Raw genomic sequence first — 26,821 nt, forward strand, 5'->3', positions numbered from 1 at the left:
AATTTTTTTATTGAGTAAGGCCATAATGTACTTCAATGGTGGCAATCAAGGTTTCGACCAGAAGAAGTACATCATCTTGCTGGCGTGCATCGATAAAGAATAGCGGATAATTCAGTTCTCTGGCTGCCAGCCAATCACGATACATGGATAAGGTGCGTTCTGGCATACGGTCAATATGGGTAATTGCAATCACAATATTATGACCAAAGGGCTGAAATGCTTGAAGATATTGCTCTAAATCCAGTAAAGGATTTTCAGCAGCATGGTCAATCATGACGATTGTTCCGATTGCGCCCTTACAGATCACTGCCCAAATAAAATCAAAGCGGTCTTGCCCAGGCGTACCATATAAACCAACCTTAACACCATCGTCCAACGTTAGCTCACCATAATCAATGCCAACAGTGGTCAGTAATTTGTCATGGGACTCGGTATCGGTGTTCAATGCTTCGGTACTGAGTACCTCAATTTCAGACAACGCTTTGATCGCCGTGGATTTACCTGAACCCATGGTGCCACCGAAGACAATTTTATATTGATGTAGAATCATAGAAGTATCCTCGATTAAAAGCCTAAACGATGGCGTAAGCGACCAAATAGTTTTTTCATAAAATGCTGTTCTGTTTCACTTTGCTGAGTTTGCGGGCGATATTTTGCCTGTTGATCTTTAATTAGCGTTCCACACTGTGCACCCAAGCATGCTGCAACAAAGTGTCTGACTTTCTGTTCGGGGAGGTTAAGTTGTTGGGCAACTATGCTGATCTGTGCACCTTGTGCAAAACAGGCTGCCATCCGCAAGATATCTTGGCGATCATGTTTGTTTTTGGGTTGTGGCCAGAATTGCAGATAAAAACTTGAGGCAAAGGTTGGACAGAGTTCCTCAAAATCCATAGAGGTCCAAAGTAAATGCCAAAGCCATTGTTGTAAGTCTTGCTGAGCTGCATCTGCAATCCAATGCAAATTATTCTGTGTGGCATAGGTATAGTTCAGGCTTGGGTCGGTTTGAAAGGAATGAAATTCAGGATGTTGCCACAGCCATTGATTGCGTGGGTCGGCAATGGCGAGTAGTCCTTGGTTATCAAACAGCTGAATCTTGCCATTCTTAGGATTTTGAATTTCTTGCAACACGTCTTTAATTTGTTTGCGATGAAAGATTGGCACATCTTCAGTTTCGATATTTTCTGATGCTTGATTTAAGCGTTCATCCAGATGAAGGCTCAGCCAGTGATGCAAGGAATGAAGATGGTTCAAGGGCAGAAATAGGGTGTCATCTTCGATGGCGCTATTTTTATCAGCATCATTGGCAATTTTCAGCACATTGATTTTATTGTTTTGCAGTAGGCTCTTGATATTGGGTGAGTCAAAAAATACTTGGTGAATCATGAGAATATCAAGTTGTGGCTCGGCAATATTGCTCCAATTGATTTGGACATGCTGCGGCACAGCCGTTTGAACTTGTTGTTTTAACTCATTCAAGGCTCTGAGACTGAGTCCAAAAATGGCAATATTGACGGCTTGATGAACACCCATGTTATGACTCATCTATGTATGTACTGAGCAATTCAGTAGGAGATTTAAAATGCGATACCATTAATGAAAATATTATTTTTTGTGACATGTATCAATTAAAAAGCGATAAGAGAATGTCTTTTCAGATGTGTGGTTAAATATCAGGCGCAAGCATAAATATTTGATATTCAATATAGAAAAACTGAGTGTTTAGTACATATTGAGAATTATATTGCGATTTTTTAGCGCAATTGGCTTAAAAAGCAATAAAATTGTCAGACAATGATATAGAATTTATGGGGCGAGATCAGTTAAAACAAAAAAGCGCAAACAGCATTGAATCAATGCGTATAACAAAGATAGCGAGGGGCTCATGAATCTCGAAGAGGCTGATAGTCTTTCTGAACAGATTGCAAAGTATATTAGTGAACAAATTATTAGTGGTGAGCTGGTTGAAGGCGAACGCATTCAAGAGTTGCGCATTGCCAAAGAATTAGATGTCAGTCGAGGCTCGGTTCGCGAAGCACTGTTGTTACTGGAGCGGACTTATTTAATTGAAATTTTTCCACGTCGTGGCGCGATCGTCTCTGAAATGTCAGCGCAACAGGTCAAAGCTCTATTTGATACCAATGTGATGGTACTCGGGCATATTGTGCAGCGGATTAGCGAAACCTGGCGAGTCAATGAGGCGGAGCAACTGCAAGCGTTATTGGATCAACTGGTCGAGTTTGTTCGTGCGGGCGATATCGAAAAATTTTACGATGCAATCTTTAAATATCTGGCAGACCAGCATGAAATGGTGGCGAATCCCTATTTGATGCAATTCTATAAAGAACTACTGCCATCGTTACGCCGTAGCTATTTTTTGACCTTAAATACTTCACGTCGAGAGCTACAAGAATCGTTTACCCTGTTTAAGTTAGTGATTGATGCTATTTTGATCCGAAAATCACAACAAGCTGCTTTATTTATGGAAGATTTTTGTCGACACTTGCGCAACCTTGTGTTGGAATCTCTGACACGTATGAAACAGATTGAATTGGCTTGGGCTAGACGCTCACGCCGCTAGTTAGGGCAGTATGCGTTTAAGCAGTTTAAAACTTTCAGGCTTTAAATCTTTCGCCGATAGTACAACATTACATTTTAAGGCCAACCGTACTGCAGTGGTTGGGCCGAACGGTTGTGGTAAATCAAATGTCATCGATGCAATTCGCTGGGTTATGGGCGAGTCCAACGCACGTCAATTGCGCGGTGGCAGTATGCAGGATGTCATTTTTACCGGAACAGCCAAACGCAAACCTGTCGGGGTTGCCAGTGTTGAACTTCGTTTTGACAATACCTATGGCAAATTAGGTGGTGCTTATAATGCTTATAGCGAGCTGGCTGTCCGTCGCCAAGTCACCCGTGAAGGTAAATCTGAATATTTCTTAAATGGCACACGTTGCCGTCGTCGTGATATCACTGATATTTTCTTGGGTACAGGTTTAGGGCCGCGCTCTTATGCGGTGATTGAGCAGGGCATGATTAACCGTCTGGTCGATGCCAAGCCTGAAGAAATGCGCGTGTTTATTGAAGAAGCGGCAGGAGTGTCTCGGTATCAGGCGCGTCGTCGTGAAACCTTGCAGCACTTAGAGCATACTGAGCAAAATCTGGCGCGTTTAGACGATATTGCTGCTGAACTAAAATCCCAACTGAGAAGCTTAAAGCGCCAGTCTGAAGCCGCAATTCAATATAAGACCTTAGAAGGGCAGATTCGAACTTTAAAAATTGAAATTCTTTCGTTCCAAGCCAATCAAAGTCAAAAGCTACAACAAGAATATACCGTTGAAATGACGGCATTGGGTGAAAACTTTAAGTTAGTTCGTTCAGAATCTCAAACAATTGAACACGATCTTGAAGCCACCAGTGCTTTATTCCAACGCTTAATTCAGCAGTCTTCACCCTTGCAGCATGAATGGCAACAGGCCGAGAAAAAACTGTCTGAATTAAAAATGACCTTGGAACAAAAACAGAGTTTATTCCAGCAAAACAGTACCAGCTTGCTGCAACTTGAACAGCAGAAAGTACAAACCAAAGATCGTCTGCAACTCTCTGAATTACAGGTTGAAACCTTAAGCACTCAATTTGATGAGCAAAATGAAAGCTTGCTTGCCTTAGAGCAGCAGACACAAACGGCTGAGCAAAATTTTACTGATGTTCAGGCACAGCACAAGCAAGCACAACAGCAATTTGAACAACTGAAAGCCCAAGTCGATCAGCAACAACAGAAAAAGTTGCAGATGGCAGCGCAAATTGAGCAGTTGGGTAAGAATGTTCTGCGGATTGAGCAGCAAAAGCAGACCTTGCAAACGCAAAGCACTCAGATTCGTGCTCAGGTTCAGGATGATGAACAGGCGCAGTTAGAACAATTACAGCAGCAACTGCAACAGGAAATAATTGCGTTAGAAACCGCGATTGAGCAATTACAGCAGGATGTTCAGACCCAGCAAGATCAACAACAGTTGCAGAAGGCTGATGTGCAGAGTCTGAAAACCGAGATTCAGGTTTTATTGTCTGAACAAAAGAACTTAACTCAGCTCGTCGCAAAGCAAAGTCTGAAGCATGATCAAAATGCAGTTCGATTGATGCAAAGCCTACGTTTAAGCACTCAAGCTAAAGCGCATGCAAACATTATTGAGAAGTTCTTGGCCAAGTGGCTGCAAGCGCATTTACTGGATGGTGAACAGTCATTTCAGGAAGGTGTGGCTCGACAGTTAAAGAATCCCTCTTGCGGAACTACAACCGTTCCTCATCCCTTTGATAAAGGGAGGAGTTTCCCTCTTTCTCAAAGAGGGGTTAGGGGAGATTTAAAATATCTATCAGATTGGATCGAAGCCCCACAATCTTCACTCTGGGCCAATGTAGCCGTTGCAGAGAATTTAGCGATTGCGTTGGAACGTCAAGCGGATCTCCAGCATACACAATCCATTTTAACGCTTGATGGTTATCATGTCGGCGCCGATTGGGTGATTGCGCTGCACTATGATGAAGACAGTCAAACTGCGCAGGGCATGCTCAGTCATCGAGTCCGTTTAGAAGAAATTGAACAGCAACTGGCACAGCAACAACCGCAGTTGCTTGATTTGGAACATCAGTTTTCTCAACAGCAGCAAACGTTGCAACAGAAGCAGCAGACTTTGCAGCAACAACAGCAGAGTTTGAAACAAAAGCAAAAAGAGTTACAACAGCTGGATGTGCAAATTGCCAAACTGCAAAGTACGGCACAGGCCTTTGTGTTGCAGCAACAGCAATTGGCAGATCAACTGAAACAACTTGATGCGCAGCTTGAAGAAGATGCCATGCAGCGTGATGATCTAGAAATTGATCTGCATGCATTAGCAATCAAATTAGAAGCTGTATTGCCGAATTATAAAACTTTGCAATTTCAGGTTGAAAACTTGAATGAACAGTTGGATGAGCAACAACAGCAGTTGAGTCAGCAACAGCAGCAACGTGAAGCTTTACGTCGTCAAACCTCGCAAGCCAATCAACAAATTGAATTGTTAGAGAAAGATATCTCGTTCCTGAAAACGCAATATCGTCAAATCATTGAACAAATCGAGCAGGCCAAGAAGTTTGTTGATCCGATTCAGCTTGAGCTACCAAACTTGGAATCGCAATTCCAACAGCAATTCCAGCAAACCGAAAAGCTGCAAAAAACCTGGAATGAATGGCAACTTGAACTCAATCAAGTGCAAGAGAAACAGCAGCAACTGACGGAACAACGCCATCTAGCCCAACAAAAAGATGAGCAGGTGCGCGAGCAGCTGGAACAAAAGCGCTTGGCTTGGCAGGCGGCGAAATCAGATCGTGAACATTATCTGGAACAGTTGAAAGAACTTAATGCGGAAGCTTTATCTGATCTGTCAATTGAAATTAAAGATCATCAGCAGAAACTGGAAAAAGCCCAGCAGCAATTCGAGAAAATCGGTGCAGTCAATTTGGCGGCTTCATTGGAATATGAGGAAGTGTCGCAACGTTTTGATGAGTTGAGTCATCAGATGCAGGATCTACAAATTACGGTTGATCAGCTCAAAGATGCGATGAAAAGCATTGATCAGGAAACCCGTAAACTGTTTATGACGACTTTTGATCAGGTCAATCAAGAGTTACAACTGCTATTTCCAAAGGTGTTTGGTGGTGGTGAAGCGACTCTAAGCCTTGAAGATGATTGGCAGTCTGGGGTCAAACTGATGGCGCGTCCACCCGGCAAGCGTAACAGTTCCTTGGCCTTGCTTTCAGGTGGTGAAAAGACCTTAACCGCTTTGGCTTTGGTGTTTGCAATCTTTAGATTGAACCCTGCACCGTTCTGCGTACTGGACGAAGTTGATGCGCCACTTGATGATGCCAATGTACAACGGTATTGTAATTTGGTAAAAGAGCTTTCTGAACAAGTGCAATTCATTTACATTACACATAATAAATTGGCGATGACAATGGCAACTGATTTACTTGGAGTCACCATGCCAGAGCCAGGTACATCAAAATTAGTGACTGTCGATTTAGAACAGGCAAAAGAATACGGGTTAGTTGCGGAGTCTTAGTATGGAAATGAATACAATAATAGGCATTGTTGCCGCCGTTGCGATTATGCTCGTTGGTTTAATCATGATTTTAAGAAAACCAAAACCAGTTGAGCCGTCATTAGAAGCAGAGTTACATATTAATCCTGAAAGTCAGCAACCTGTGATCCCACGTCACGTACGTGACCAGCTTTTACAAAATGAAGTAGTGACCACAACTGAGCGTGTTGAGCCAAGTTTAAATACTGAAGCAATTGTATCGGAGCATGTGGCAGAGCAAGCCGTTGATGCAACTAGTGTTGAAACCAAAACGACGGAAGTAGAAACTGCTAAAGCAGATGAGGCTGTTGAAGCTGTAGCAGAGCTGGAAGCGGCTCGAAAAGATGAGACAGTAGCAGCCGAAGCAGAAACAGCAATCGTCTCTGAAAATGTAGAAGCTACAGAGAAAGCAGAGGAAAGCAAAGCGGAAGCTGAGCTGAGCTTAAATCCAAATATTGAAACCGTCGCGATTGAAGAGTTTGATGGCGAAAGTAATATTCTGGATGTGCATTTACATGAACAGCAACGCTATGATGATGAAAGTGCTTTAGCAACTGCAGAGCAAATCATTGCCCTGAATGTTTATCCGAATCCACGCCGTGCCTTGTCAGGTGATAAAGCACTTAAAGTATTATTGAAATACGGTTTACGTTTCGGTGAAATGTCATGTTTCCATCGTTATGAAAATACCGATGAACCAAGTGCCTTGATGTTCTCAGTATTGCGTATGACGGATAATGGCCCAGCTGGTTTTGATCTGGAAACCTTATCTGGTGAGCAGGTGCAAGGTCTTGCATTCTTCTTGGCATTACCAAACAGCAAGGCGGTTACGGGTTATGACATGATGACCAGTATTGCGGGTTTAATTGCGCGTGAAGTCGATGGTAAGGTCTATGATGAAAATAATCTGGAATTTACGCCGCAGTTAAAAGAACATTGGCGTCATCACGTGATTGATTATCGTCCAAATCAAGCAACAGCTTAATGAATCTTTTATAATAAATTCAGTGAAAAGTTATAGGGCGGTTTTTCCGCCCTTTTATATGGTGAAATTTAAATGGAACACAACTCAGTCATTGAGCAAATGCGTCAGTTGATTCAACTGATTGCAAAACACAATCATGCTTACTATGTGATGGATCAACCCTCCATTTCTGATAGTGAATATGACCATTTATTTCATCAACTGAAAGCCTTAGAACAACAACATCCAGAATGTATTCAGGCGGATACACCGACCAATAAAGTCGGTGGTCAAGCGCTGTCAAAATTTGAAAGTGTGACTCATGCGGTGCCAATGCTGTCATTGGGCAATGTCTTTAATCAGGAAGATCTGTTTGCCTTTGCGCGCCGTATTGATGAACGTTTACCGAATCAAAAAGTCCAGTATGACGTTGAACTGAAACTCGATGGTTTAGCGATTTCACTGTGGTATGAAAATGGTGTCTTGGTTCGTGGTGTCACTCGTGGTGACGGTGAGACAGGCGAGGATATTACCCAGAATGTTAAAACCATTCGGAATTTGCCGAAAGTATTATCCAGTCAACATCAAGCGATTCCAGAGTTTCTGGAGGTTCGTGGTGAAGTATTGATGCCAAAGCAAGGCTTTGAAAAGCTCAATGCTGATCAGGAAGCCAAAGGTGACAAGACCTTTGCCAATCCGCGTAACGCTGCAGCAGGAAGCTTGCGTCAGCTTGATCCAAATATTGCAGCTTCACGTCCATTGGCGTTCTATGCTTATGGAATTGCGCAGTGTGTACCGAATCATGGTCTTGAAACCATGCATGACAGTTTGCACTGGTTAACCCGATTTGGTTTTGAAATTGCAGAACGTCAATTTCTGTGTGCTTCGATTGAAGAAGTACAACAACGTTATGAACAGATTCAGCAAGAACGCCCAGACCTCAAGGTTGAAATTGACGGTATGGTGATTAAGGTGGACAGCCTTAAACAGCAACAACAGCTCGGCTTTCTGAGTCGTGAACCGCGTTGGGCAACGGCCTATAAATTCCCAGCTCAGGCTGCACTCACCAAAGTTGAAAATATTGATTGGCAAGTGGGGCGTACAGGCACACTAACACCTGTCGCGCGTTTAGCACCCGTCTTTGTTGGTGGGGTAACCGTATCAAATGTGACCTTGCATAATATTGGTGAAATCCATCGTTTAGATGTGCGTGTTGGCGATACTGTGAGTGTCTACCGTACCGGTGATGTGATTCCAAAAGTTGAGAAAGTTTGGGCTGAGTTCCGACCTGCCGATGCGGAGATGGTTCATCTTCCGACCAATTGTCCAGTTTGTGATTCACCCGTGGTGATGCCAGAAGGTGAGGCCTTAGCACGTTGTTCAGGTGGCCTGTATTGTGCAGCACAACGGATCGAAGCCATTCGTCACTTTGTTTCACGTAAAGCGCTGGATATTGAGGGCTTGGGTGATCGTTGGGTCGAGTCACTTTTGCATCTCGACTTGCTCAAAGATGTGGCTGATATTTATCATTTACACGAGCATCGTGACACCTTATTGACCATCGAAAAAATGGGTGAGAAATCAGTTCAGAACTTGATTGATGCGATTGAAGCGAGCAAGAAAACCACTTTGGCGCGTTTTATCTATGCCTTGGGGATTCGTGGTGTTGGTGAAACCACAGCACGTATGTTGGCCAATACCTTCCAGACGCTTGAAGCGTTGAAAGCTGCGGATATTGAAGCCCTCAAGAAAACCCCTGATGTCGGTGATATTACTGCAGAATGGATTGCCGACTTTTTCCAAGCACCGCATAACATCGAAGTGTTGGATCGTTTGATGGCAGCAGGCATTCATTGGGATGCACCGACTGCACCAACGCGTCAGCCTTTGAATGGTGAGAGTTGGGTGGTCACAGGTACATTGGAAAGTATGGGGCGTGACGAAGCAACGCAGAAACTTCAAGCCTTGGGTGCGCGTGTCAGTGGTAGTGTGTCTAGTAAAACCAAATGTGTGGTTGCTGGTGAGAAAGCAGGTAGTAAGCTGGATAAAGCGCAAAAACTTGAAATTCGAGTGTTGAATGAGCAAGAGTTTTTAGAGTTTTTGCAGCAGTATGAAGTCTGATTCTCTATCTAAATTTTGAGTCAACACGAACTGATAAAAAAGGCGGCATTTATGCCGCCTTTTTCTGATATTAAATATATTTTTTCACAATGCCATCATCCAGCAATTGCTGGAAATGCTCACAGACACTCTCACGCACATCGCGATATTCAATGCCGAGTTCTTTGACGCTACGTTGCGCATTAAAATAGATTGGATAACCCATATTTAATTTTACAAACTCACGTGAATGACCGAGGATTGGCGCCACAAAAGCAAAAGCGGTCTTTGGCACAGTAAAGTGTGGCAATGGGAATTTATAACCAAACTTTTGTGTGAGTGCTTTGCCCATATCCAATAAGCTGAGTGTGCCACCACAAATAATATAACGGCCTTGTGCTTTTGGATTCAGTGCTGCCGCCACATGTGCATCCGCAACATCACGTACATCGACAATACCATTCCACATCGGCGGTACACCAAATAAGGTGGTGCCATTACCAAACTGTTGTAATACTTCAATACTACCTGACTGGCTCGCATCGGTGAGGGAAGGCCCCATCACTAAGGCGGGATTAATACAGACTAAATCCCAACGACTTTGTTGTTCAGCCATTTCCCATGCTTTGCGCTCAGCAGCAACTTTTGAATAAGGGTAGGGCTGATGGGTTTCACTACTGGTATTGTTCCAATGGCTCTCATCAAATTCATTATTGGCGGTATTTTGAATCTCAACTGCATCGCCATAGGTTGAAGCAATGCTTGATGTCAGCACCACACGTTTGACCGATTCAGTGCGATTGACACTGTCTAATACGTTTTCTGTGCCTTTCACCGCAGGCTCAATAATGTCTTTGACTGCATCTTTATAATTGGTCACCACAAATGGAGATGCGGTATGAATCACGATTTCACAATCTTGCATTGCATCATCAAATGAACGCGGTTCAAGCAAATCTGCTTTAAAAAATTCAATCTTCCCAGAAGATTGATCTGCCAGATTATATAAATGCTGAATCTTATTTTTCTTTGATGGGTCACGCACTGTAGCATGAACCGTATAGCCTTGATTCAACAGACGTTCAATAATCCAGCCTGCAATATAACCCGTCGCGCCAGTGACCAAAATTGGTTTGCTTTTATCCATTGTGGTTTCCACATTATGTTTTTGTGATTGCTGTTATTTACCGAATTTTGCTTAAACAAACAACAGCTGAGCAGTCATTTTTTATGCTTTTTTGATCAAAACATCGGCGAAATAAGAAGCATTGCTAATCGTTACAAAAAATCAAACAAATGATTTTCAATGGAATTATCTCTTTTTAAAGTGATAAATGATATGCAAGGGCTTATTTTATTTAGATAAATTGGGCTAATTAGAACTGTAAATGCGTATGTTTCTCATTTTAATTTTATAAAAATCATAAACTTACACACTTTTATTTTTGCAATTCTATTGTAACTTGGCCATAATATTGTCATTCGATAGGAGTAAGTATTATGCGTGGCAATCCCGAAGTCATCGACTATTTAAATATGCTCATTGGCGGTGAATTGGCTGCTCGTGATCAATATTTAATTCATTCAAGAATGTACGAAGATTGGGGCCTGAGCAAAATCTACGAGCGTATTGACCATGAAATGCAAGAAGAAGCATCTCATGCGGATTCAATCATTCGTCGTGTGTTGTTCTTAGGTGCTCAACCGAACATGAATCGTGAAGATATTAATGTCGGCAACGATGTTGTTAGTTGCTTAAAAGCGGATTTGGCACTTGAATATCATGTACGTGAAAAACTTGCGACAGGTATCAAACTGTGTGAAGAAAAAGGCGACTTTATCAGCCGTGATATGTTGCGTCAGCAACTTTCTGACACAGAAGAAGATCATACCTATTGGTTAGAAAAGCAATTACGTTTAATTGAATTGATTGGTTTGCAGAACTATATTCAATCACAAATTTAATCGATTAGATTGAAATTGTGATGCATAAAAAGAGAACTTCAAATGGAGTTCTCTTTTTATTTTAGGGGGGATAAATTGTTTACTCTACTGTCAGACTAAGACTTAGAATTTTTTACTATAGTTCACGAATAAACGATCTTCGCCAAAGTCATTGCCATGTTTCACATCATAGTCAATGCGAATGTACTGTAGTGCAAAACCTTTGAGATAAGGCTGCTGAAAAGTATAGTTCACAATAATATTGGACTCGGTTTCATGATTTTTGTCACCATTGGCTGCCTTAAAATCATGACCATAGACATATTTCACCATCGCATTTAGCCCAGGCACATAGTCCTTAAAATCATAGCCATAGATCAGGTGATAAGACTTTTCATTTTTTTTGAAGAAGCCTGTGGCATTCCAGTTGATAAAATAGGTTTCAGGCAGGAAACCATCAGGTAACGGATAGGCAGACTCTCCGATAATCTGTTGATAGCCCAAACCAAAAGACTGATTATTCACTTTCAGCATTTCCAAGATTCCAATATTTTGCGCATCAATATCAAAGTTGCTACCGTCATTTTTGGCATTGAAATATTTAAACTTAGAATTCAGCGTGAAGTTGGCTTGTTTCCATGTATGGTCTAGCCCAAGGTAGTGTTTATTGTAGAGGTCTTCTAAATTACCAAAGTAGTATTCGGCCTTCAGCGATGGCGTGAGTTGATAACGCAGATCCAGATAATTCAAACCATCAGAATATTCAGTTTTGCCATTGGCAGTAAAAGAAAATTTCTTAAAATCTTCTTCATTACGCGGTGACACTTTGGTCACTCGGCCTATTTCGGCATAGAGCTGATCAGAAAGCTGTGACTTTAAATTAGTCCCCCAATATGATGCCAACAACTGGCGACTGGCATCCACCGCCGTCACAGGAAGATCCAGCCAGAGTTCACCGACACTGAGCAGTGTTTTGTCGTAACCCAGTTTGAGGGTCGCGCCATATTTTAAATAGTCAGATGCTTGTGATTGGGTTTGGGGATCAAAGGGCAACACCGTATCCGCCACATGCTTGTCTTTGCTTAAACGTACTGCATATTGCACCGAAGCATCCGCCCCGATGGTGATTGCTTTGTCTGCGATTTGTAGGGGAGTATCCTGCATATTTGATTTGTAGAATAAAGACGCTGCCTGTGACCAGCTACCGGTATCTTTCAGGCTTGGATTGTCATAGTCACGATTAATATAGGCATTTTTAAGTGTGAATTTCCATTGATCTTGAGTTGGCTGAGCTGTCTCCGCAGCCAAAGCAACCGAGCTAGACCAGCTACCCATTGCCAATAGGGTTGCAACCGTTAAACGCGTAGGGGAAAAGCGCTGTAATAATTTCATAGTCCATATCCGAAGTCAGTGCGCCAGTCCTCGGCGCACATGGTTTTATTGCTGAGTCAGTGAAGATTGTGGGTTAAAGCTCGTCGCAGGTTGAGCCGCTACCGAGACTTTTAAATTCACCAAGAAGATGGCGAGAGCCGCAATAATGCCGGGAATCGCGATGGCGAGAAAATTCATTTGATGAGGCAATTCAAAGGTCAGCAGAGCACCAGTTAGGACAGGGCCGATGATGGCACCGATTCGGCCAATACCCGAAGCCCATCCCATCCCAGTTGAACGTACTGCGGTTGGGTAGAATTGCGCCACAAAGGTATAGAGCAGAATCTGTGAGCCAATCGTAGCTGCGCCTGCGATTGCAATCAGGCTGTATAAAATAAATTGTGGGCTATTAAAACCAAGTAAGATCAGGGCAGCCGCGCCGATCACAAACATGCTGGTAATCACGGGTTTTAAGTGGAATTTATCCGCTAATGCACCACCGCCAATCGCGCCAACCATACCTCCAATATTCAGTGCAAACAGGAACAGCATACTGGCACCTAAAGAATAACCCGCCTGTAACATCAGTTTTGGTAACCAACTACCTAATGCATAGACCATCAACAGACACATAAAGAAGGCTACCCAAAACATAAAGGTGCTGAAACTACGACCTTGTTGGAATAGGGCGCGAACGGGCGCATCAGTCGTGGTAGTTTCATTTAGAACCAGTTCAGAATGATTGCTTAATTCAGTTTCGGGTGCGATTTTACTGACAATCATTTTGGCTTGATCGTGATGATTCGATTTCACTAAGAAAGCCAGTGATTCAGGCAGAAATTTCCAGATCACAGGCAACAGTAACAGCGGAATGCCCGCAATTAAAAACATGATCTGCCAACCCATATCTTTGACTAACCATGCACCCAGTAAGGCAGAACTCATCCCGCCTATGGCATAGCCACTAAACATCAGTGCGACTAAGGTACTGCGGATTTTTTTCGGCGCATATTCAGTCATCAGAGCCACGACATTCGGCATTACACCACCAATGCCAAGCCCTGCGATAAATCGTAAAATGGCAAATTCAGTGGGGCTTTTCGCAAAAGCACCCAAGAAGGTAAAGCCACTAAATAAAGTGACACAGATCATAATGGTTTTTTTACGCCCCAGTTTGTCTGAAAGCGTGCCAAAAATCATGGCACCAAACATCATCCCGAACAAAGCTGCGCTGGCAAGCAATCCCGCTTGCACTGCAGTCAGTGACCATTGCTGCATCAACAAGGGTAGAGCTACCCCGTAAATCACCAGATCATAACCGTCAAAAATAATAATGATGAGACACCAGATTAATACTTTCCAGTGGAATGCCGTAAAACGGGCTTTATCAATAATGTCATTAATATTGACCTTATGTGTATCCATTGCTTCACCTCCAATTTGTGAAGTACCGAGTTATTTTTTATTAAGCTATTTTGTTATTGGGTGAGAGTCAAAAACCTAATTGATATATCTTTATGTCTTTAAGGTATTGTGACTTTATTTGATTAATATATTGAAATTTATGAATTTATTGTTTTTGTTTTAATTTATTTTTAAATATGGGTGAAATATTAAATGGTGAGAATTTTAACTATTTTATGATGTTTAAATCTCATTTTTGCAATTGAAAAATCACTAAATAAACTTATAGCGTGATTAAAATAAGTCAGATTATTTTATTTTACCTATTGGTTAAAATAATAAAAATAATGATGAGCATTTAATTAAGTTGAATGAGGGGGAGACTTTAAAGTGAGATTTTTAAAATTGCCTTACTGAATTTTGATTGCTTAGCTTTAGTGGGCAAAGCAGTCTGTTATTCGAGAGTAAGGCGGAGAGTCGAGGGAGTTGTTCTCTTTTTTCTTATGCAGATTGTGTTGGCTTACGCTGGGTGAGAATGAAATGAGCAATCACCCCAATACAAATGCCCCAAAACACTGAGCTTAATCCTAAAAAATGCATCCCTGAAGCTGTGGCAAGAAAGGTAATCAGTGCGGCATCGCGCTGTTGGTCATTTTTCATAGCAACGGCAATATTGGTGGAAATTGCACCCAACAAAGCCAAGCCTGCTAACGCAGCAACCAATTCTTTCGGCAGTAAGCTAAACAGCATCACAATACTGCCCGCAAACAGCCCACCGAGAATATAGAAAATTCCATTGGCAATCCCTGCGATATAGCGTTTTTCTTTCAGTTCATGCGCATCTTTACCCATACATAATGCTGCTGTAATGGAAGCGAGTACAATGGTAATACCGCCAACACAAGCCACGGCTAAAGAGGCAATACTGGTTGCAGCAATAATTGGTTTGGCAGGCGTGTCATAGCCACTCAGTTTCATAATCGCCATACCCGGTAAAAATTGACCTGTTAGACTCACCAAAATCAAGGGCAGTGCCAGATTCAAGGTCGAACCCCATGTCCATTCAGGGCTGATCCATTGTGGAATGGCAAGGTTAAAACTGATTTCAACAGGATTCATTTTACCCAGAACCAAGCTCAAAAAAATTCCAGCAGCCAATACCCAAATCATGGTGTAGCGAGGCATCAGCCGTTTAGCGATCAGAAACACAATCAACATGCTAAACACAATCAGTGGCATGCTATCTGTGGCTGTAAACAGATTAATGCCAAATTGGAACAAGATGCCTGCCATCATACCTGCGGCAACATCTTGAGGAATCCATTTCAGTAGTTTGTCAAAACAGCCTGTAATCCCGATCAGAAAAATCACAATCGCAGAAGTGATATAAGCGGCGACTGCTTCATTTAGCGAAATATCAGGAAATAGCGTGACCAATAACGCCGTTCCTGGGGCAGACCACGCGGTAATGACGGGGGTTTTATATTTAATGGAGAGATAAATCCCTGCAACTGCCGCACCTATTGAAATGCCCCAAATCCATGACACCATCATCTCTGTTGAGACATGGGCACGTTGTGCCGCCTGAAAGAAAATAATCAGTGGCCCTGAATAGGAAATCAGCACCGCAAGAAAACCCGCAATCGTGGCCGAAATTGACCAATCTTGTTTTAATGTTTTGAATAAAGTTGTCATTGGGTGATGGCCTCCATGCACATCCTGTACTTTATCTGAAATGCAAAAGATCAGGGCTAACCCTGATCTCCACCTCCAACTGGGATGACGCTGCCTGTGATATAGGAGGCATCATCGGATGCAATAAAGACAATCGCTTTGACCTGTTCCTCAATACTGCCATAACGTCCCATGAAGGTGCGATCTATGGTTTGATCCACCACTTGTTGCATCCAGTCTTTTTCATTTTGACTGAGTGGGTTGCTATTACGCGGCACTTTACGTGGTGGGGCTTCGGTTCCGCCTGTGGCAATGGCATTGACGCGAATTCCATCTTTGGCATGTTCAAAGGCCAGCGATGCCGTCAGTGCATTAACGCCACCTTTGGCTGCAGAGTAGGGAATACGGTTAATTCCGCGAGTCGCAATCGATGAAACATTGACGATCACGCCTGCCTGTTGTTGAATCATTGCAGGCAAGACGGCTCGACAGCACCATAAAGTTGGAAACAAAGAGCGATTCACTTCCTTGATAATTTCCTGTTCAGAAAATTCCTGAAAAGGTTTCATCCAGATTGCACCACCGACATTGTTGATCAGCACATCAACTCGGCCAAACTGTTCAATGGTTTTGGCAACCATACTTTGCGCACCTGCAAAGCTTTCCAGATCGGCTTGAATGGTCATGGCATCAGCCCCTAAGGCTTTGACTTCGGCTAGTACCTCTTGCACATAATCGGAAAGATCAGCCAGAACCAGTTGCGCACCTTCTGCCGCCAGTCGTAGTGCAACACCACGACCAATGCCCTGAGCACTGCCTGTGACAATTACCACTTTATGCTTAAATCTTTGAGTTTGAGACATGGCTTGGTTTTCCTGTAGCTATTAATTCGCAGAGAACTTTTCGAACAGGAAATTGGCTGGTTTGATCTGTTCAGCATCTAACCAGCCACGAACGGCTTCGACCATCGGTACGGGGCCACACAGATAAACATCAACATCGCCACTGTTTAGCCATTCAGATTCGATATGTCCTGTGACATAGCCTTTACGTGCATGCTGACTGTCAGGATGTGCAACGACTGTTCGATATTCAAACCAAGGGAATTTCGCCTGTAATTCGGCTAATTTTTCCAAAGCCACCAGATCAAAATCGTTGGTCACGCCAAACACTAAACGTACAGGTTGGGTTGAACCTTTTTCTTCCAGTACCTGCAGCATGGACATAAAAGGAGCAATGCCTGTTCCACCTGCCAGCATCAGCACAGGACGAGTGACATTACGCAGATAGAAACTGCCGAATGGTCCGGTAAAGCTCATCTTGTCGCCTGCCTGCGCAGCCTTGCTTAAGAAATCGCTCATTTTGCCATTTGGAACATTACGCACAACAAAGCCAGTGAGGCGGTTGCCCGGCTTTGAGCTAAATGAATATGAACGGGTTTCGCCTGTTTCAGGAATAGCGACATTGACATACTGCCCTGCAAGGAAATGAATATCGGGTTGACCTTCATCCAGTTGAATATCAAAAGTGATGGTTGAGTCAGAAAGATTTTCGACCCGAGCCAATGTGCCTTGGAAAGAATGAATTTCGGTTTTACAGACATCTGATGACGCCTGAATTTGGAATACAGCATCTGAGCTTGGACGACATTGGCACGCCAAAATATAACCTTGCTCTGCTTCTTCTGGGGTAAGGGCATCTTCGATATAGCTTTCTTCTGGCATGTCATAACTGCCAGATTCGCAGAATGCACGGCAAGTACCACAGGCACCATCACGACAGTCCAACGGGATATTAATTTTTTGACGATAAGCTGCATCAGACAGGGTTTCGCCTTGAGTAACACTGATAAAACGTGTCACACCATCTTCAAATTGAAGTGCTACATTGTGGTTTGACATGAGACGTATCCTACAAAATAATTTAAATTTGGGGCCCCAACCAACAGTCCATTTGGCTGAGGTGACCTATTTTTTACAGGTGGTAGATATCAATCACTTGATTAATATAGTCATTTTTAAGCACCACATATTTGCTCAGGATTTTCGGTTCATCACCCGAACAATCAATCACATAACGTGACATGCCAAAGTAGCTATAGGTGGTTTTGTAGCGGAAGCTCAAGGTATTCCAGTTGAAGCGAACCGTGAGTTTATCGCCGTCGCGTTCAATCACTTCAATATTGGCAATATTGTGGCAAGTACGGGTATCAGGCATGGTGGCAGAAGAGCGTTCGGTTTTGATTCGGAACACACGATCTTCTAAACCTTGGCGATCTGGATAATAAATCAGGGAAATTTCAGACTGTGGATCTTCGGTGAGCTGATCATTGTCATCCCACGCTGGCATCCAAAAACTGGCTTCAGGCGCATAGCAACTCAGCCAATCATCCCATTGTTCATCATCTAAAAAGCGTGCTTCGCGATAGAGGAATTGGGCAATATTTTCCAAGCTGCTTTTATCTTGAATACTCATGCGTTTTCTCCTTGAGCAGCAATTTGCTTCTCAGCGACAATGGCGTGTTTCATGGTATGCAACCAGTACTGATGTTGTGCCAGATAGAGGCCTTCATCTTCGGTTTTAATTCCGCTTAACATCGGTTTAAGCCCAATTTCATTGGCTGCATCATCAGGGCCATAAATCCAGTGTTTTGAACCACGGCACATGTCATTCCATTCCAGCGCGATACCTGCATAACCAGCCTGACAAGCACGGAATTCTTCTAGGTCATCGGGTGTCGCCATACCAGAGGCATTGAAGAAGTCTTCGTATTGACGAATACGACGCGCACGTGCCTCTGGGGCTTCCCCTTTCGGTGCAATACAGTAAATCGTGACTTCAGTGCGATCGACTGAGATAGGACGTAACACCCGAATTTGTGAACCGAACTGATCCATTAAATAGACGTTTGGATAGAGACAGAGATTGCGCGAACGTTCGATCATCCATTTCGACATGGCTGCACCATATTTCTCGGTATATTCATCTGCTTTCGGGAAGTTTGGACGATCTTCTGGATTGGCCCATTGTGTCCATAGCAACATATGACCATTTTCAAAACCATAAGAACCACCACCTTGCTTGCCCCAAGACCCAGCGCTCATGGCACGAATATTATCGGCAGCTTGTGTTTCTTTGCGATGTTGTGTGGTTGCGGCATAGTTCCAGTGCACCGCTGAAACGTGATAACCATCAGCCCCATTTTCAGCCGTGAGTTTCCAGTTCCCTTCATAGGTATAAGAGGAGGTGCCGCGCAGAACTTCTAAACCATGCTCGGATTGATCAACAATCATGTCGATAATTTTGCTGGTTTCACCCAAAAATTCTTCAAGCGACGGTACATCTGGATTGAGGCTGCCAAACAAGAAACCTTTGTAGTTCTCAAACCGTGCGACTTTTTTCAGATCATGCGAACCGTCTTGGTTAAAGCAATCTGAATAACCTGCTTCACTTGGGTCTTTAACTTTGAGGAGTTTGCCTGAGTTGTTAAAGGTCCAACCATGGAAAGGGCAAGTGTAAGTGGCTTTGTTACCGCGTTTATGACGACAAAGTTGGGCACCACGATGTGAACAAGCATTGATCATGGCATTCAGCTCGCCGTTACGGTTGCGCGCGATGATGACTGGTTGACGACCAATATGTGTGGTGTAGAAATCGTTGTTATTGGGGATTTGGCTTTCGTGCGCAAGATACACCCAATTGCCTTCGAAAATGTATTTCATTTCGAGATCAAATAGGGCTTGATCGGTAAATACTGAGCGATGCAGTTTAAATTCACCCGTGTCGATATTATCGACCAGTAATTCATCAATGCGGTCAAGATGGCTGGTATTGATTACAGGAATACGTGGCATGTCCGTTCTCCGACTTTCCAAAACTGTGGAAGTCATCGAGTTGCGCTAAAAGCGTCTCGATATCCTAATAAGTTGAATGTGGCGAGTGTTGTGGCTTGAACCGATAAGGATGAATGTGGGCAGCTGGAATCTAGCGGAAGCGATTCATAACTTCATCGGTTTATCTCTTGTCTATACCTTAAAAGAATGAGTAAACTCTGTCTAAGACCGAATTTATATTTTTATATATCTTAAAGGTATGGAAACCTCATGGAATTACGTCATTTACGGTATTTTGTTGCAGTTGTTGAAGAACAGAGCTTCACCAAGGCCGCAGAAAAACTATTTATTGCTCAACCCCCTTTGAGTCGACAGATTCAAAACTTGGAAAGTGAGTTGGGTATTCAACTGTTTGAGCGGGGTAGTCGACCTCTACAAACCACACCTGCGGGACATTTCTTTTATCAGCACGCGATTAAACTTTTGTCTAATGCTGAAGAAATTAAAAGTATGGCAAAACGGATTGGGCTGATTGAACGCAGTGTCACCATCGGTTTTGTCGGGTCGCTGCTTTATGGTCTTTTGCCACGGATCATCTATTTATTCAGACAACAGCAGCCACATCTCAATATTCAACTGGTTGAAATGAGCACCACAGAACAACTGCAAGCTTTAAAGGAAGGACGCATTGATGTGGGCTTTGGACGCTTGAGGATTAGTGATCCTGCGGTCAGACGGATTTTATTGCGGAAGGAGCGATTGGTTGTGGCGGCGCATACCAGTCATCCCATTGCACAGCGGACGGAAGGGGTTTATCTGGCAGATCTAATTGATGAAAAGATGTTTATGTATCCCACTTCGCCGAAGCCTAATTTTTCGACGCAGCTTTTGAATATCTTTGCCGAGCATAGCCTCGTGCCAAAAAATATGCATGAAGTACGGGAAATTCAACTGGCCTTAGGGTTGGTAGCCGCAGGTGAAGGCTTGTGTGTGATTCCTGCCAGTGCCGATACCATTCGCTTTCCTCATTTGAACTATATTCCGATTTTAGACAATGGCGCCGTCAGCCCAATTTTTCTGACTGCACGGGCAATGGATCGCAGTGAAGACCTACAGCTGTTATTTGATTGTGTTTATCAGGTCTATGATCTGGAAGGTATTCCGTATCAACGTACCGTGTTTACACTGGATCAGAACCCGATTGATGATTCCAATGGCATTGATTATTAAACATGTATAAAAATGCCTAGACTTCAAACAGCTAGGCAGATGATCACTCGATAACTTGACTCAGAATCTTCAAAGCGATTATTTGCTTTGTAAGGTTTTTAAATCTTTCAACACTTGATCGGCATGAGTTTGAGTATTCACGCTGGTGTAGTGATACATCACCGCGCCTTGAGGATTAATCAAAAAACTCTCACGTTTGGCAATTTTAGTAATACCCAAGTTTCGTACGATGCCAAATTTAGTGGCTAGTTCACCCTGATCATCTGCAAGAATTGGGAACGGTAGGCCAAGTTTTTCTGAGAATTTTTGATGTGATGCAACATCATCCAGACTGACACCCAGTACCACAGCATTTGATTTGGTAAATTGTGGATACAGTGATTTAAATTGATTAGCTTCTTGGGTACAGCCTGCAGTGTTGTCTTTAGGATAGAAATAAAGTACCACCCATTTGCCTTTATATTGATTTAAGGTATGCCATTTGCCAGTTTGATCTTGCAGTTTAAAGTCTGGTGCAGATTGCCCAACCCATTCTTTTTGAGCGGTATCTTGCTTTGAAAATAAGGTACTTTGTGCGCTACTAAGTGTTGGTGAGCTGAGTAAAAAAAGTGAACTACATAAAACGAGAACTTTGGACTTTATCGTATTCATCATGTTGATCTCAAAGTGTAATAGCAGCTACTTTAGCAAATTTAGAGATTGGATGGGGTAGAAAATTCTTTACAGGGTTTTGCTCTGCTTTATATATTTCAATTGAATAGCGATTTAGAAAAAGAAAAGGAAAATCAATGGATGTTGGTGCAGTTCTGATTAAATTAAAAGCAAATAGGCAGGCTGAGGTCGAGGCTTGGCAGCGAGAAATTCAACAACGCAAAGTAGAAGCCATTCAAACACTTCAAGCAGAAGGGGTAACCGTTGAATCTTGGTTTCAACTTGAATTGAATGGCGATCATTATTTGCTCGCCTATATGCGTGCCAAAGATATTGCTCATGCTCAGCAGGTGGCGAGAAATAGTTGCTTGGATATTGATCAAGTTCATCGACAGTTCAAGCAACATTGGGAGCAAGTGATTCCAGCGCATCTTTTGGTAGATTTGGAAAATAATGAGGAGTGTTAATCAGGGTATACTGCGTTGATGTTTTTGGAAATGAGCAAGCACGTGACCTATAAGATTCTACTTATCACAGGATGGGGCGGTGGTGCCGAATTATTAAAACCTTTACATGAGGCTTTAGAACAAAAGGGACATAGCGTTGAGCGGCTTAATATCTTTAATGCGCTGGATGATGAGATATTGCAACAGCATGTCGAACTTGCAGTGAAGTTTGATGTGATTATTGGATGGTCGCTTGGTGGACAACTGGCAACCTTACTGGTCGATCAAATTCAACAACAATATGCTGAACCGAAAGTTTTAATCACTTTAGCGTCGAATCCATGTTTTGTGGTTAAAGCAGATTGGACAACTGCGATGCCTGTTGAAACCTTTATCCAGTTTAAACAATCATTTGAACAGGATGCAATTACCACGCTAAAACGGTTTGGTTTATTGGTGTGTCAGGGTGCAAGTTCGGCAAAGAAAGATTTCGTAGCTATGCAGAAATTGATTCGTCCACAACCGATTGCATTGCTTAGAGATGGGTTACAGTTGCTGGAGCAATTAAACTTGGTTGAGTTGTATAAAAATTATCAGGGTAGGCAGTTGCATGTCTTTGCTGAGTATGATGCTTTAGTTCCTTACCAAATTGTGCAAAAAACTGAAGATTTAGCTGCAAAGAATCTATCTGTTGTTTCGATCGATGGAGCTTCACATGGTTTTCCATGTTTTATGGTTGAGCAGACTGTGCAAATAATTGAAGATTTTATTCAACAGACGGTTTAATCTTGCTTGAATTGAAAGTTCTCGCAATATATTTTAGATTTTGACACGTTTAAGATGTTCACAAGTTCTTCTGTATGAATTTTCCAAAAAATTGATACTCGGTAAGGTCATCCACAACCTGCGTGGTTATCGTAAAAGTGATGAATATGGATGAGTAGATATACTTGGATGGGATCAAGAAGTGAACAGGTTTTGTGGATGACGAATGGTTTTGCCTACTTTTCCCGAAAGAAAAGTAGGTCCAGCTGAAGGCTTATCCTGAAATTGGATGAGTACTCGGAATGACACTGTACAGCACATCATTAAATATTGAATTTACAGAGGTAAAGGATGACAGACCCATTTGATTTAGAACATATATGGCATCCCTATACTTCGATGTTAAATCCACTGCCAACCTTTAAAGTCAAACGTGCTTATGGCGCAACCATCGAACTGGAAGATGGTCGAGCTTTGGTTGATGGCATGTCGTCATGGTGGTGTGCGATTCATGGCTATAACCATCCTGAACTCAACCAAGCGGTTACAGATCAATTGCAGAACATGGCGCATATCATGTTTGGCGGTCTGACCCATGAACCTGCAATTGAATTAGGCAAATTATTATTAAAAATCACGCCGCCGAATTTAGATAAGATTTTCTACGCAGACTCAGGTTCGGTTGCCGTAGAAGTAGCGTTAAAAATGGCAGTTCAATATTGGGCTGCATTAAACAAACCAGAAAAAACCAATTTTATTACCACCCGTTCTGGCTATCATGGCGATACCTGGAATGCGATGTCTGTCTGTGACCCAGTCACGGGGATGCATCAAATTTTTGGTACAAGTTTACCGAATCGAATTTTTGTACCCGCGCCACAAAGCCGTTTTGATGGCGAATGGAATCCGCAAGATATTCAGCAACTCAAACAGCAGATTGAACAGCATCATCACAGTATTGCTGCATTGATTATCGAGCCAATTGTTCAGGGTGCAGGTGGGATGCGTTTTTATCATCCTGAATATTTACGTCAAGCCAAAGCATTGTGTGAGGAATACAATTTATTGCTGATCTTTGATGAGATTGCCACGGGTTTTGGACGTACAGGCAAAATGTTTGCATGGGAACACGCGCAGGTCGAACCCGATATCATGTGTATTGGTAAGGGCTTAACAGGTGGTTATATGACATTGTCTGCGACCTTAACCACCAAGCAAGTGGCTGAAAGCATTAGTCGTGGTGAAGCAGGCGTGTTTATGCATGGCCCAACCTTTATGGCGAATCCACTGGCCTGTGCGGTTGCATTAAGAAGTACACAACTGCTGGTGGAACAGGATTGGCAAGCCAATATTCAACGAATTGAACAGATTCTGGCTGAACAGTTAACGGATTTAGCACAGCTCGATCATGTTGCTGATGTACGGGTTTTAGGGGCGATTGGCGTGGTTGAGTTAACCACCAATGTCGACATGAAAACCTTACAGCAACAGTTTGTTGAACGGGGGATTTGGGTACGACCATTTGGAAAATTGGTCTACGTGATGCCGCCGTATGTGATTAGCGATGATGAACTCCATTATTTATTAGCACAGATGAGTGAAGTGGTAAAAAATATGCAAGGAGTAAATGCCAATGTCCTTGCTTGATCATTATGCCGAGCAGCTTGACTTACTTAAGCAACAGGGTAATTTCCGTAAATTCACTGCAAATGAGCAATCTGGACGATGGATCACGATTCAAGATCGAGCCATGTTGAATCTCGCATCCAATGATTATTTAGGTTTGGCCGCTGATTTAACTTTAAGAGAAGAATTTCTTGATACGTTGAAAATCGAACGAGCGCTCTTTAGTTCATCTTCTTCACGCTTGCTGACGGGTAATTTTGCAGAATATGAACAATTTGAAAATAGCCTAAGCAAAGCCTTTGGTCGTGCTGCCTTACTCTTTAATAGTGGCTACCACATGAATATCGGTATTTTGCCTGCTTTATGTGATAGCAAAACCGTGATTCTGGCCGATAAACTGGTACATGCCAGTATGATTGATGGCATTCGACTTTCGACTGCTCAATATGTACGTTATCGCCATAATGATTTGCAGCATCTGGAACAGTTATTGCAAAAGTATCATCAAGATGAGCAAGTTGAACGCATTCTTGTGGTGACCGAAAGTATTTTTAGTATGGATGGGGACGAGACGGATTTAGCTGCATTGGCGCAGTTAAAGCAACGCTTTGCCAAAACCATGTTGTATGTCGATGAAGCCCATGCGATCGGCGTCAGGGGTGAGCAAGGTCTGGGTTGTGCTGAACAATATGGGGTGTTGGATCAGATTGATTTCTTGGTGGGTACCTTTGGTAAAGCAATTGCCTCGGTAGGCGGCTATATCATTTGTGATTCAATCATTCGTGATTATCTGATCAATAAAATGCGCCCATTGATTTTTAGTACCGCTTTACCACCGATTTCGATAGCATGGTCAGATTTTATTTTTAATAAAGTGCTGAGCATGCAGCAACAGCGTCAGCATCTGGCTAAGATCAGTCAATATTTACAACAGGCTGTGATTGCAAAAGGTTTCTCGAGCCCATCTAGCAGTCATATCATTCCGATTATCTTGGGTGAAAGCCAAGCTGCGATTGAAAAAGCACGCTATGTACAACAACAAGGTTTTTATGCCATGCCAGTACGCCCACCAACAGTGCCACAGAATAGTTCACGCCTGCGTATTTCATTAACTTCTTTGGTGCAAAAAAATGAATTGGAACAATTGGTGGAGTGTTTGTGAGCATCAATAAAGCACTGGTGGCCCAACGTTTTGCCAAAGCAGGGCAAAGCTATGTCGAGCATGCTGTGGTACAGAAACAGATTAGTGCGCAGTTATTTGAATACCTTAAAGAGTATTGTCCGCAAAACTTGGATTCAGTCCTAGAGATTGGCTGTGGTTCAGGCAATCTCACCTATTTATGTGAGTCTTATTTTCAGGTTGAGCAACTGTTCTTAAATGATTTATATGCAGATGTCGATCAGCATTTTTCAAATTTTAAATCCCCTCTAAATCTCCCCTTTGTTAAGGGGAGACCTAAGGTTGATTGGTTGATCGGTGATATTGAGCAACTGATGTTACCGCAATGTTTGGATGCAGTGATTTCCAGTTCAGCATTACAGTGGATGATTGACCTACCTGCTTTATTGCAGCGAATTTATGCGGCATTAAAACCCAATGCATTTTTCGGTTTTTCTACTTTTGGGCCTGACAATTTGACTGAAATTAAGCAGTTAACAGGACAAGGTTTAACTTATGTTGACTTAGAATCTTTAAAGCGACAGCTTGAACAGCAAGGCTTTGAAATTCTATTGATACATCAAGATCATAAGCAGGTTTATTTTGATCATCCAAAATCTGTATTGCAGCATTTAAAAGCCACAGGCGTGACCGCAACAGCTCAATCACATCGTTGGACCAAGCAATCCTTGCAGCAGTTTTATTTAGATTATCAACAGTTTTATGATGAGCAGGGGTTTCGTCTGACTTATCATCCGATTTATGTGATTGCACGGAGAACAGCATGAGTGCAGCAATTTATTTTGTCAGTGGTATCGATACTGAAATTGGTAAAACTTATGCCACTGGTTATCTCGCCAAACTTTGGACCGAACAGGGACAGCGTGTCATTACCCAAAAATTAGTACAAACGGGGAATGTAGATATCTCCGAAGATATCGAAAAACATCGTGAAATTATGGGCAGTGGTTGGTTTCAGGAAGATCATGAAAAGCTGACTATGCCTGAAATTTTTACTTATCCGGCCTCGCCGCATTTAGCTACACGTTTGGATGGACGTGATCTGAATTTTGCCAAGATCGAAGCTGCAACCAAAGAGTTGGCTCAGCGGTTTGAGGTGGTGTTGTTAGAAGGTGCTGGTGGTTTGATGGTGCCTTTAACTACAGAGTTGTTGACGATTGATTATATCGTTCAGCATCAATTTCCTGTGATTTTAGTGACTTCTGGGCGTTTAGGAAGTATTAATCATACTTTGTTGAGTTTAGAGGCTTTAAAGCAGCGTGGTTTGAGTTTGCATGCTTTGGTGTATAACTTAAGGGATGAGTCGAAAGATCCACTTATTTCGAAAGATACCGCAGATTATTTAAAAGCTTATTTGGCAAAGCATTTTCCAGAAGCAGAATGGGTTGAGTTGGAAAAATTCTAATTTAATTCATTAAATTTAGAATCTTATTCAATAGGGTGAACCACAGCGTCTTCCCGAGTTTTCTCAAATGAATACCACATTATCTTACTTTTCAGGGATGAAAAGTAACAAAAATCCT

23 protein-coding genes are annotated in these 26,821 nt (G+C 42.6%); 12 read left to right on the top strand and 11 right to left on the bottom strand.

Annotation, left to right across the window (positions count from 1 at the left end):
* Window positions 1-7 precede the first annotated feature (7 nt).
* Together B2727_RS19500 and B2727_RS19505 are read right to left on the bottom strand one after the other, a co-directional pair.
* The gene (locus tag B2727_RS19500; RefSeq protein ID WP_033134404.1) at window positions 8-550 is read right to left on the bottom strand and encodes a GTP-binding protein; all 543 of its coding nucleotides are present in this window, start codon (window positions 548-550) and stop codon (window positions 8-10) included.
* A gap of 14 nt (window positions 551-564) precedes the next feature.
* Entirely contained in the window at window positions 565-1,530 is a 966-nt protein-coding gene (locus B2727_RS19505) for a hypothetical protein (protein ID WP_033134405.1), read from the bottom strand.
* A gap of 352 nt (window positions 1,531-1,882) precedes the next feature.
* Between B2727_RS19505 and B2727_RS19510 the strand changes: the two genes are divergently transcribed.
* The 4 genes from B2727_RS19510 (at window position 1,883) to ligA (ending at window position 9,195) form a co-directional block, all read left to right on the top strand.
* Window positions 1,883-2,578 carry a GntR family transcriptional regulator gene (locus B2727_RS19510; RefSeq protein WP_004804879.1) on the top strand — a complete coding sequence of 232 codons (696 nt, stop codon included), beginning with the start codon at window positions 1,883-1,885 and terminating at the stop codon, window positions 2,576-2,578.
* Window positions 2,579-2,588: 10 nt separating this feature from the next.
* Entirely contained in the window at window positions 2,589-6,092 is a 3,504-nt protein-coding gene (smc, locus tag B2727_RS19515; protein ID WP_033134406.1) for a chromosome segregation protein SMC, read from the top strand.
* A gap of 1 nt (window position 6,093) precedes the next feature.
* On the top strand, window positions 6,094-7,095 hold the full coding sequence (locus tag B2727_RS19520) for a cell division protein ZipA C-terminal FtsZ-binding domain-containing protein (protein WP_033134407.1): 1,002 nt from the start codon (window positions 6,094-6,096) through the stop codon (window positions 7,093-7,095).
* 72 nt (window positions 7,096-7,167) lie between these two features.
* On the top strand, window positions 7,168-9,195 hold the full coding sequence (ligA, locus tag B2727_RS19525; RefSeq protein ID WP_005312571.1) for an NAD-dependent DNA ligase LigA: 2,028 nt from the start codon (window positions 7,168-7,170) through the stop codon (window positions 9,193-9,195).
* Between the two features lie 70 nt (window positions 9,196-9,265).
* Here ligA and B2727_RS19530 read toward each other — a convergent pair whose 3' ends face one another.
* Window positions 9,266-10,321, bottom strand: coding sequence for an SDR family oxidoreductase (locus tag B2727_RS19530; protein WP_033134408.1), 1,056 nt, complete (start codon window positions 10,319-10,321; stop codon window positions 9,266-9,268).
* 353 nt (window positions 10,322-10,674) lie between these two features.
* Between B2727_RS19530 and ftn the strand changes: the two genes are divergently transcribed.
* Complete coding sequence (ftn, locus tag B2727_RS19535; protein WP_033134409.1) at window positions 10,675-11,139, top strand: heteropolymeric bacterioferritin subunit Ftn; 465 nt, start codon at window positions 10,675-10,677, stop codon at window positions 11,137-11,139.
* A gap of 102 nt (window positions 11,140-11,241) precedes the next feature.
* Here the strand turns inward: ftn and B2727_RS19540 are convergent, their stop codons facing one another.
* The 7 genes from B2727_RS19540 to benA all read right to left on the bottom strand — a co-directional run bounded on the left by B2727_RS19540 (window position 11,242) and on the right by benA (window position 19,421).
* Complete coding sequence (locus B2727_RS19540) at window positions 11,242-12,510, bottom strand: OprD family outer membrane porin (protein WP_033134410.1); 1,269 nt, start codon at window positions 12,508-12,510, stop codon at window positions 11,242-11,244.
* Window positions 12,511-12,555: 45 nt separating this feature from the next.
* A complete protein-coding gene (locus tag B2727_RS19545; protein WP_033134411.1) occupies window positions 12,556-13,914 on the bottom strand; it encodes an aromatic acid/H+ symport family MFS transporter in 1,359 nt (452 codons plus the stop codon).
* Between the two features lie 480 nt (window positions 13,915-14,394).
* Window positions 14,395-15,588, bottom strand: a complete 1,194-nt coding sequence (gene benE / locus B2727_RS19550; RefSeq protein WP_033134412.1) for a benzoate/H(+) symporter BenE — start codon at window positions 15,586-15,588, stop codon at window positions 14,395-14,397.
* A gap of 56 nt (window positions 15,589-15,644) precedes the next feature.
* Window positions 15,645-16,430 carry a benzoate diol dehydrogenase BenD gene (benD, locus tag B2727_RS19555; RefSeq protein ID WP_033134413.1) on the bottom strand — a complete coding sequence of 262 codons (786 nt, stop codon included), beginning with the start codon at window positions 16,428-16,430 and terminating at the stop codon, window positions 15,645-15,647.
* 21 nt (window positions 16,431-16,451) lie between these two features.
* Window positions 16,452-17,468: a benzoate 1,2-dioxygenase electron transfer component BenC gene (gene benC, locus B2727_RS19560; RefSeq protein ID WP_033134414.1), complete on the bottom strand. Its 1,017-nt coding sequence runs from the start codon at window positions 17,466-17,468 to the stop codon at window positions 16,452-16,454.
* Window positions 17,469-17,541: 73 nt separating this feature from the next.
* Window positions 17,542-18,042 (bottom strand): benzoate 1,2-dioxygenase small subunit, encoded by a 501-nt coding sequence (benB, locus tag B2727_RS19565; protein ID WP_033134415.1) that lies wholly within the window; start codon window positions 18,040-18,042, stop codon window positions 17,542-17,544.
* Window positions 18,039-19,421: a benzoate 1,2-dioxygenase large subunit gene (gene benA / locus B2727_RS19570; RefSeq protein ID WP_005191113.1), complete on the bottom strand. Its 1,383-nt coding sequence runs from the start codon at window positions 19,419-19,421 to the stop codon at window positions 18,039-18,041. The genes benB and benA overlap by 4 nt, the downstream gene beginning before the upstream one ends.
* 249 nt (window positions 19,422-19,670) lie before the next feature.
* Between benA and B2727_RS19575 the strand changes: the two genes are divergently transcribed.
* Window positions 19,671-20,630, top strand: coding sequence for a LysR family transcriptional regulator (locus tag B2727_RS19575; protein WP_005205529.1), 960 nt, complete (start codon window positions 19,671-19,673; stop codon window positions 20,628-20,630).
* 78 nt (window positions 20,631-20,708) lie between these two features.
* On the opposite strand, the gene B2727_RS19580 is transcribed toward B2727_RS19575, so the two are convergent.
* Complete coding sequence (locus tag B2727_RS19580; protein WP_005312598.1) at window positions 20,709-21,284, bottom strand: peroxiredoxin; 576 nt, start codon at window positions 21,282-21,284, stop codon at window positions 20,709-20,711.
* Window positions 21,285-21,418: 134 nt separating this feature from the next.
* On the opposite strand from B2727_RS19580, the gene B2727_RS19585 reads away from it, so the two are divergent.
* From B2727_RS19585 to bioD, 6 genes are all read left to right on the top strand, one after another.
* Window positions 21,419-21,748, top strand: coding sequence for a DUF6176 family protein (locus B2727_RS19585; protein WP_033134416.1), 330 nt, complete (start codon window positions 21,419-21,421; stop codon window positions 21,746-21,748).
* A gap of 42 nt (window positions 21,749-21,790) precedes the next feature.
* The gene (locus B2727_RS19590) at window positions 21,791-22,513 is read left to right on the top strand and encodes a hydrolase (RefSeq protein ID WP_033134421.1); all 723 of its coding nucleotides are present in this window, start codon (window positions 21,791-21,793) and stop codon (window positions 22,511-22,513) included.
* Window positions 22,514-22,843: 330 nt separating this feature from the next.
* On the top strand, window positions 22,844-24,139 hold the full coding sequence (gene bioA / locus B2727_RS19595; RefSeq protein ID WP_033134417.1) for an adenosylmethionine--8-amino-7-oxononanoate transaminase: 1,296 nt from the start codon (window positions 22,844-22,846) through the stop codon (window positions 24,137-24,139).
* Window positions 24,126-25,280, top strand: coding sequence for an 8-amino-7-oxononanoate synthase (locus B2727_RS19600; RefSeq protein ID WP_033134418.1), 1,155 nt, complete (start codon window positions 24,126-24,128; stop codon window positions 25,278-25,280). The genes bioA and B2727_RS19600 overlap by 14 nt, the downstream gene beginning before the upstream one ends.
* Window positions 25,277-26,065 carry a malonyl-ACP O-methyltransferase BioC gene (gene bioC / locus B2727_RS19605; RefSeq protein WP_033134422.1) on the top strand — a complete coding sequence of 263 codons (789 nt, stop codon included), beginning with the start codon at window positions 25,277-25,279 and terminating at the stop codon, window positions 26,063-26,065. The genes B2727_RS19600 and bioC overlap by 4 nt, the downstream gene beginning before the upstream one ends.
* Window positions 26,062-26,703, top strand: coding sequence for a dethiobiotin synthase (bioD, locus tag B2727_RS19610; protein WP_033134419.1), 642 nt, complete (start codon window positions 26,062-26,064; stop codon window positions 26,701-26,703). Before bioC ends, bioD begins: the two co-directional genes overlap by 4 nt.
* The last annotated feature ends 118 nt before the right edge of the window (window positions 26,704-26,821 follow it).

Source organism: Acinetobacter sp. UBA991 (assembly GCF_002292065.1).
GTDB lineage: Bacteria > Pseudomonadota > Gammaproteobacteria > Pseudomonadales > Moraxellaceae > Acinetobacter > Acinetobacter higginsii.

Bases quoted from the DNA above. Each gene is read 5' to 3' on its own strand.
- B2727_RS19505 (WP_033134405.1), bottom strand. From the start codon at position 1,530: ATGGGTGTTCATCAAGCCGTCAATATTGCCATTTTTGGACTCAGTCTC.
- B2727_RS19510 (WP_004804879.1), top strand. From the start codon at position 1,883: ATGAATCTCGAAGAGGCTGATAGTCTTTCTGAACAGATTGCAAAGTAT.
- B2727_RS19540 (WP_033134410.1), bottom strand. From the start codon at position 12,510: ATGAAATTATTACAGCGCTTTTCCCCTACGCGTTTAACGGTTGCAACC.
- benC (WP_033134414.1), bottom strand. From the start codon at position 17,468: ATGTCAAACCACAATGTAGCACTTCAATTTGAAGATGGTGTGACACGT.
- B2727_RS19600 (WP_033134418.1), top strand. From the start codon at position 24,126: ATGTCCTTGCTTGATCATTATGCCGAGCAGCTTGACTTACTTAAGCAA.
- B2727_RS19500 (WP_033134404.1), bottom strand. From the start codon at position 550: ATGATTCTACATCAATATAAAATTGTCTTCGGTGGCACCATGGGTTCA.
- ftn (WP_033134409.1), top strand. From the start codon at position 10,675: ATGCGTGGCAATCCCGAAGTCATCGACTATTTAAATATGCTCATTGGC.
- benE (WP_033134412.1), bottom strand. From the start codon at position 15,588: ATGACAACTTTATTCAAAACATTAAAACAAGATTGGTCAATTTCGGCC.
- B2727_RS19575 (WP_005205529.1), top strand. From the start codon at position 19,671: ATGGAATTACGTCATTTACGGTATTTTGTTGCAGTTGTTGAAGAACAG.
- benB (WP_033134415.1), bottom strand. From the start codon at position 18,042: ATGAGTATTCAAGATAAAAGCAGCTTGGAAAATATTGCCCAATTCCTC.
- bioD (WP_033134419.1), top strand. From the start codon at position 26,062: ATGAGTGCAGCAATTTATTTTGTCAGTGGTATCGATACTGAAATTGGT.
- B2727_RS19545 (WP_033134411.1), bottom strand. From the start codon at position 13,914: ATGGATACACATAAGGTCAATATTAATGACATTATTGATAAAGCCCGT.
- B2727_RS19520 (WP_033134407.1), top strand. From the start codon at position 6,094: ATGGAAATGAATACAATAATAGGCATTGTTGCCGCCGTTGCGATTATG.
- ligA (WP_005312571.1), top strand. From the start codon at position 7,168: ATGGAACACAACTCAGTCATTGAGCAAATGCGTCAGTTGATTCAACTG.
- benA (WP_005191113.1), bottom strand. From the start codon at position 19,421: ATGCCACGTATTCCTGTAATCAATACCAGCCATCTTGACCGCATTGAT.
- bioA (WP_033134417.1), top strand. From the start codon at position 22,844: ATGACAGACCCATTTGATTTAGAACATATATGGCATCCCTATACTTCG.
- benD (WP_033134413.1), bottom strand. From the start codon at position 16,430: ATGTCTCAAACTCAAAGATTTAAGCATAAAGTGGTAATTGTCACAGGC.
- B2727_RS19585 (WP_033134416.1), top strand. From the start codon at position 21,419: ATGGATGTTGGTGCAGTTCTGATTAAATTAAAAGCAAATAGGCAGGCT.
- smc (WP_033134406.1), top strand. From the start codon at position 2,589: ATGCGTTTAAGCAGTTTAAAACTTTCAGGCTTTAAATCTTTCGCCGAT.
- B2727_RS19580 (WP_005312598.1), bottom strand. From the start codon at position 21,284: ATGATGAATACGATAAAGTCCAAAGTTCTCGTTTTATGTAGTTCACTT.
- B2727_RS19530 (WP_033134408.1), bottom strand. From the start codon at position 10,321: ATGGATAAAAGCAAACCAATTTTGGTCACTGGCGCGACGGGTTATATT.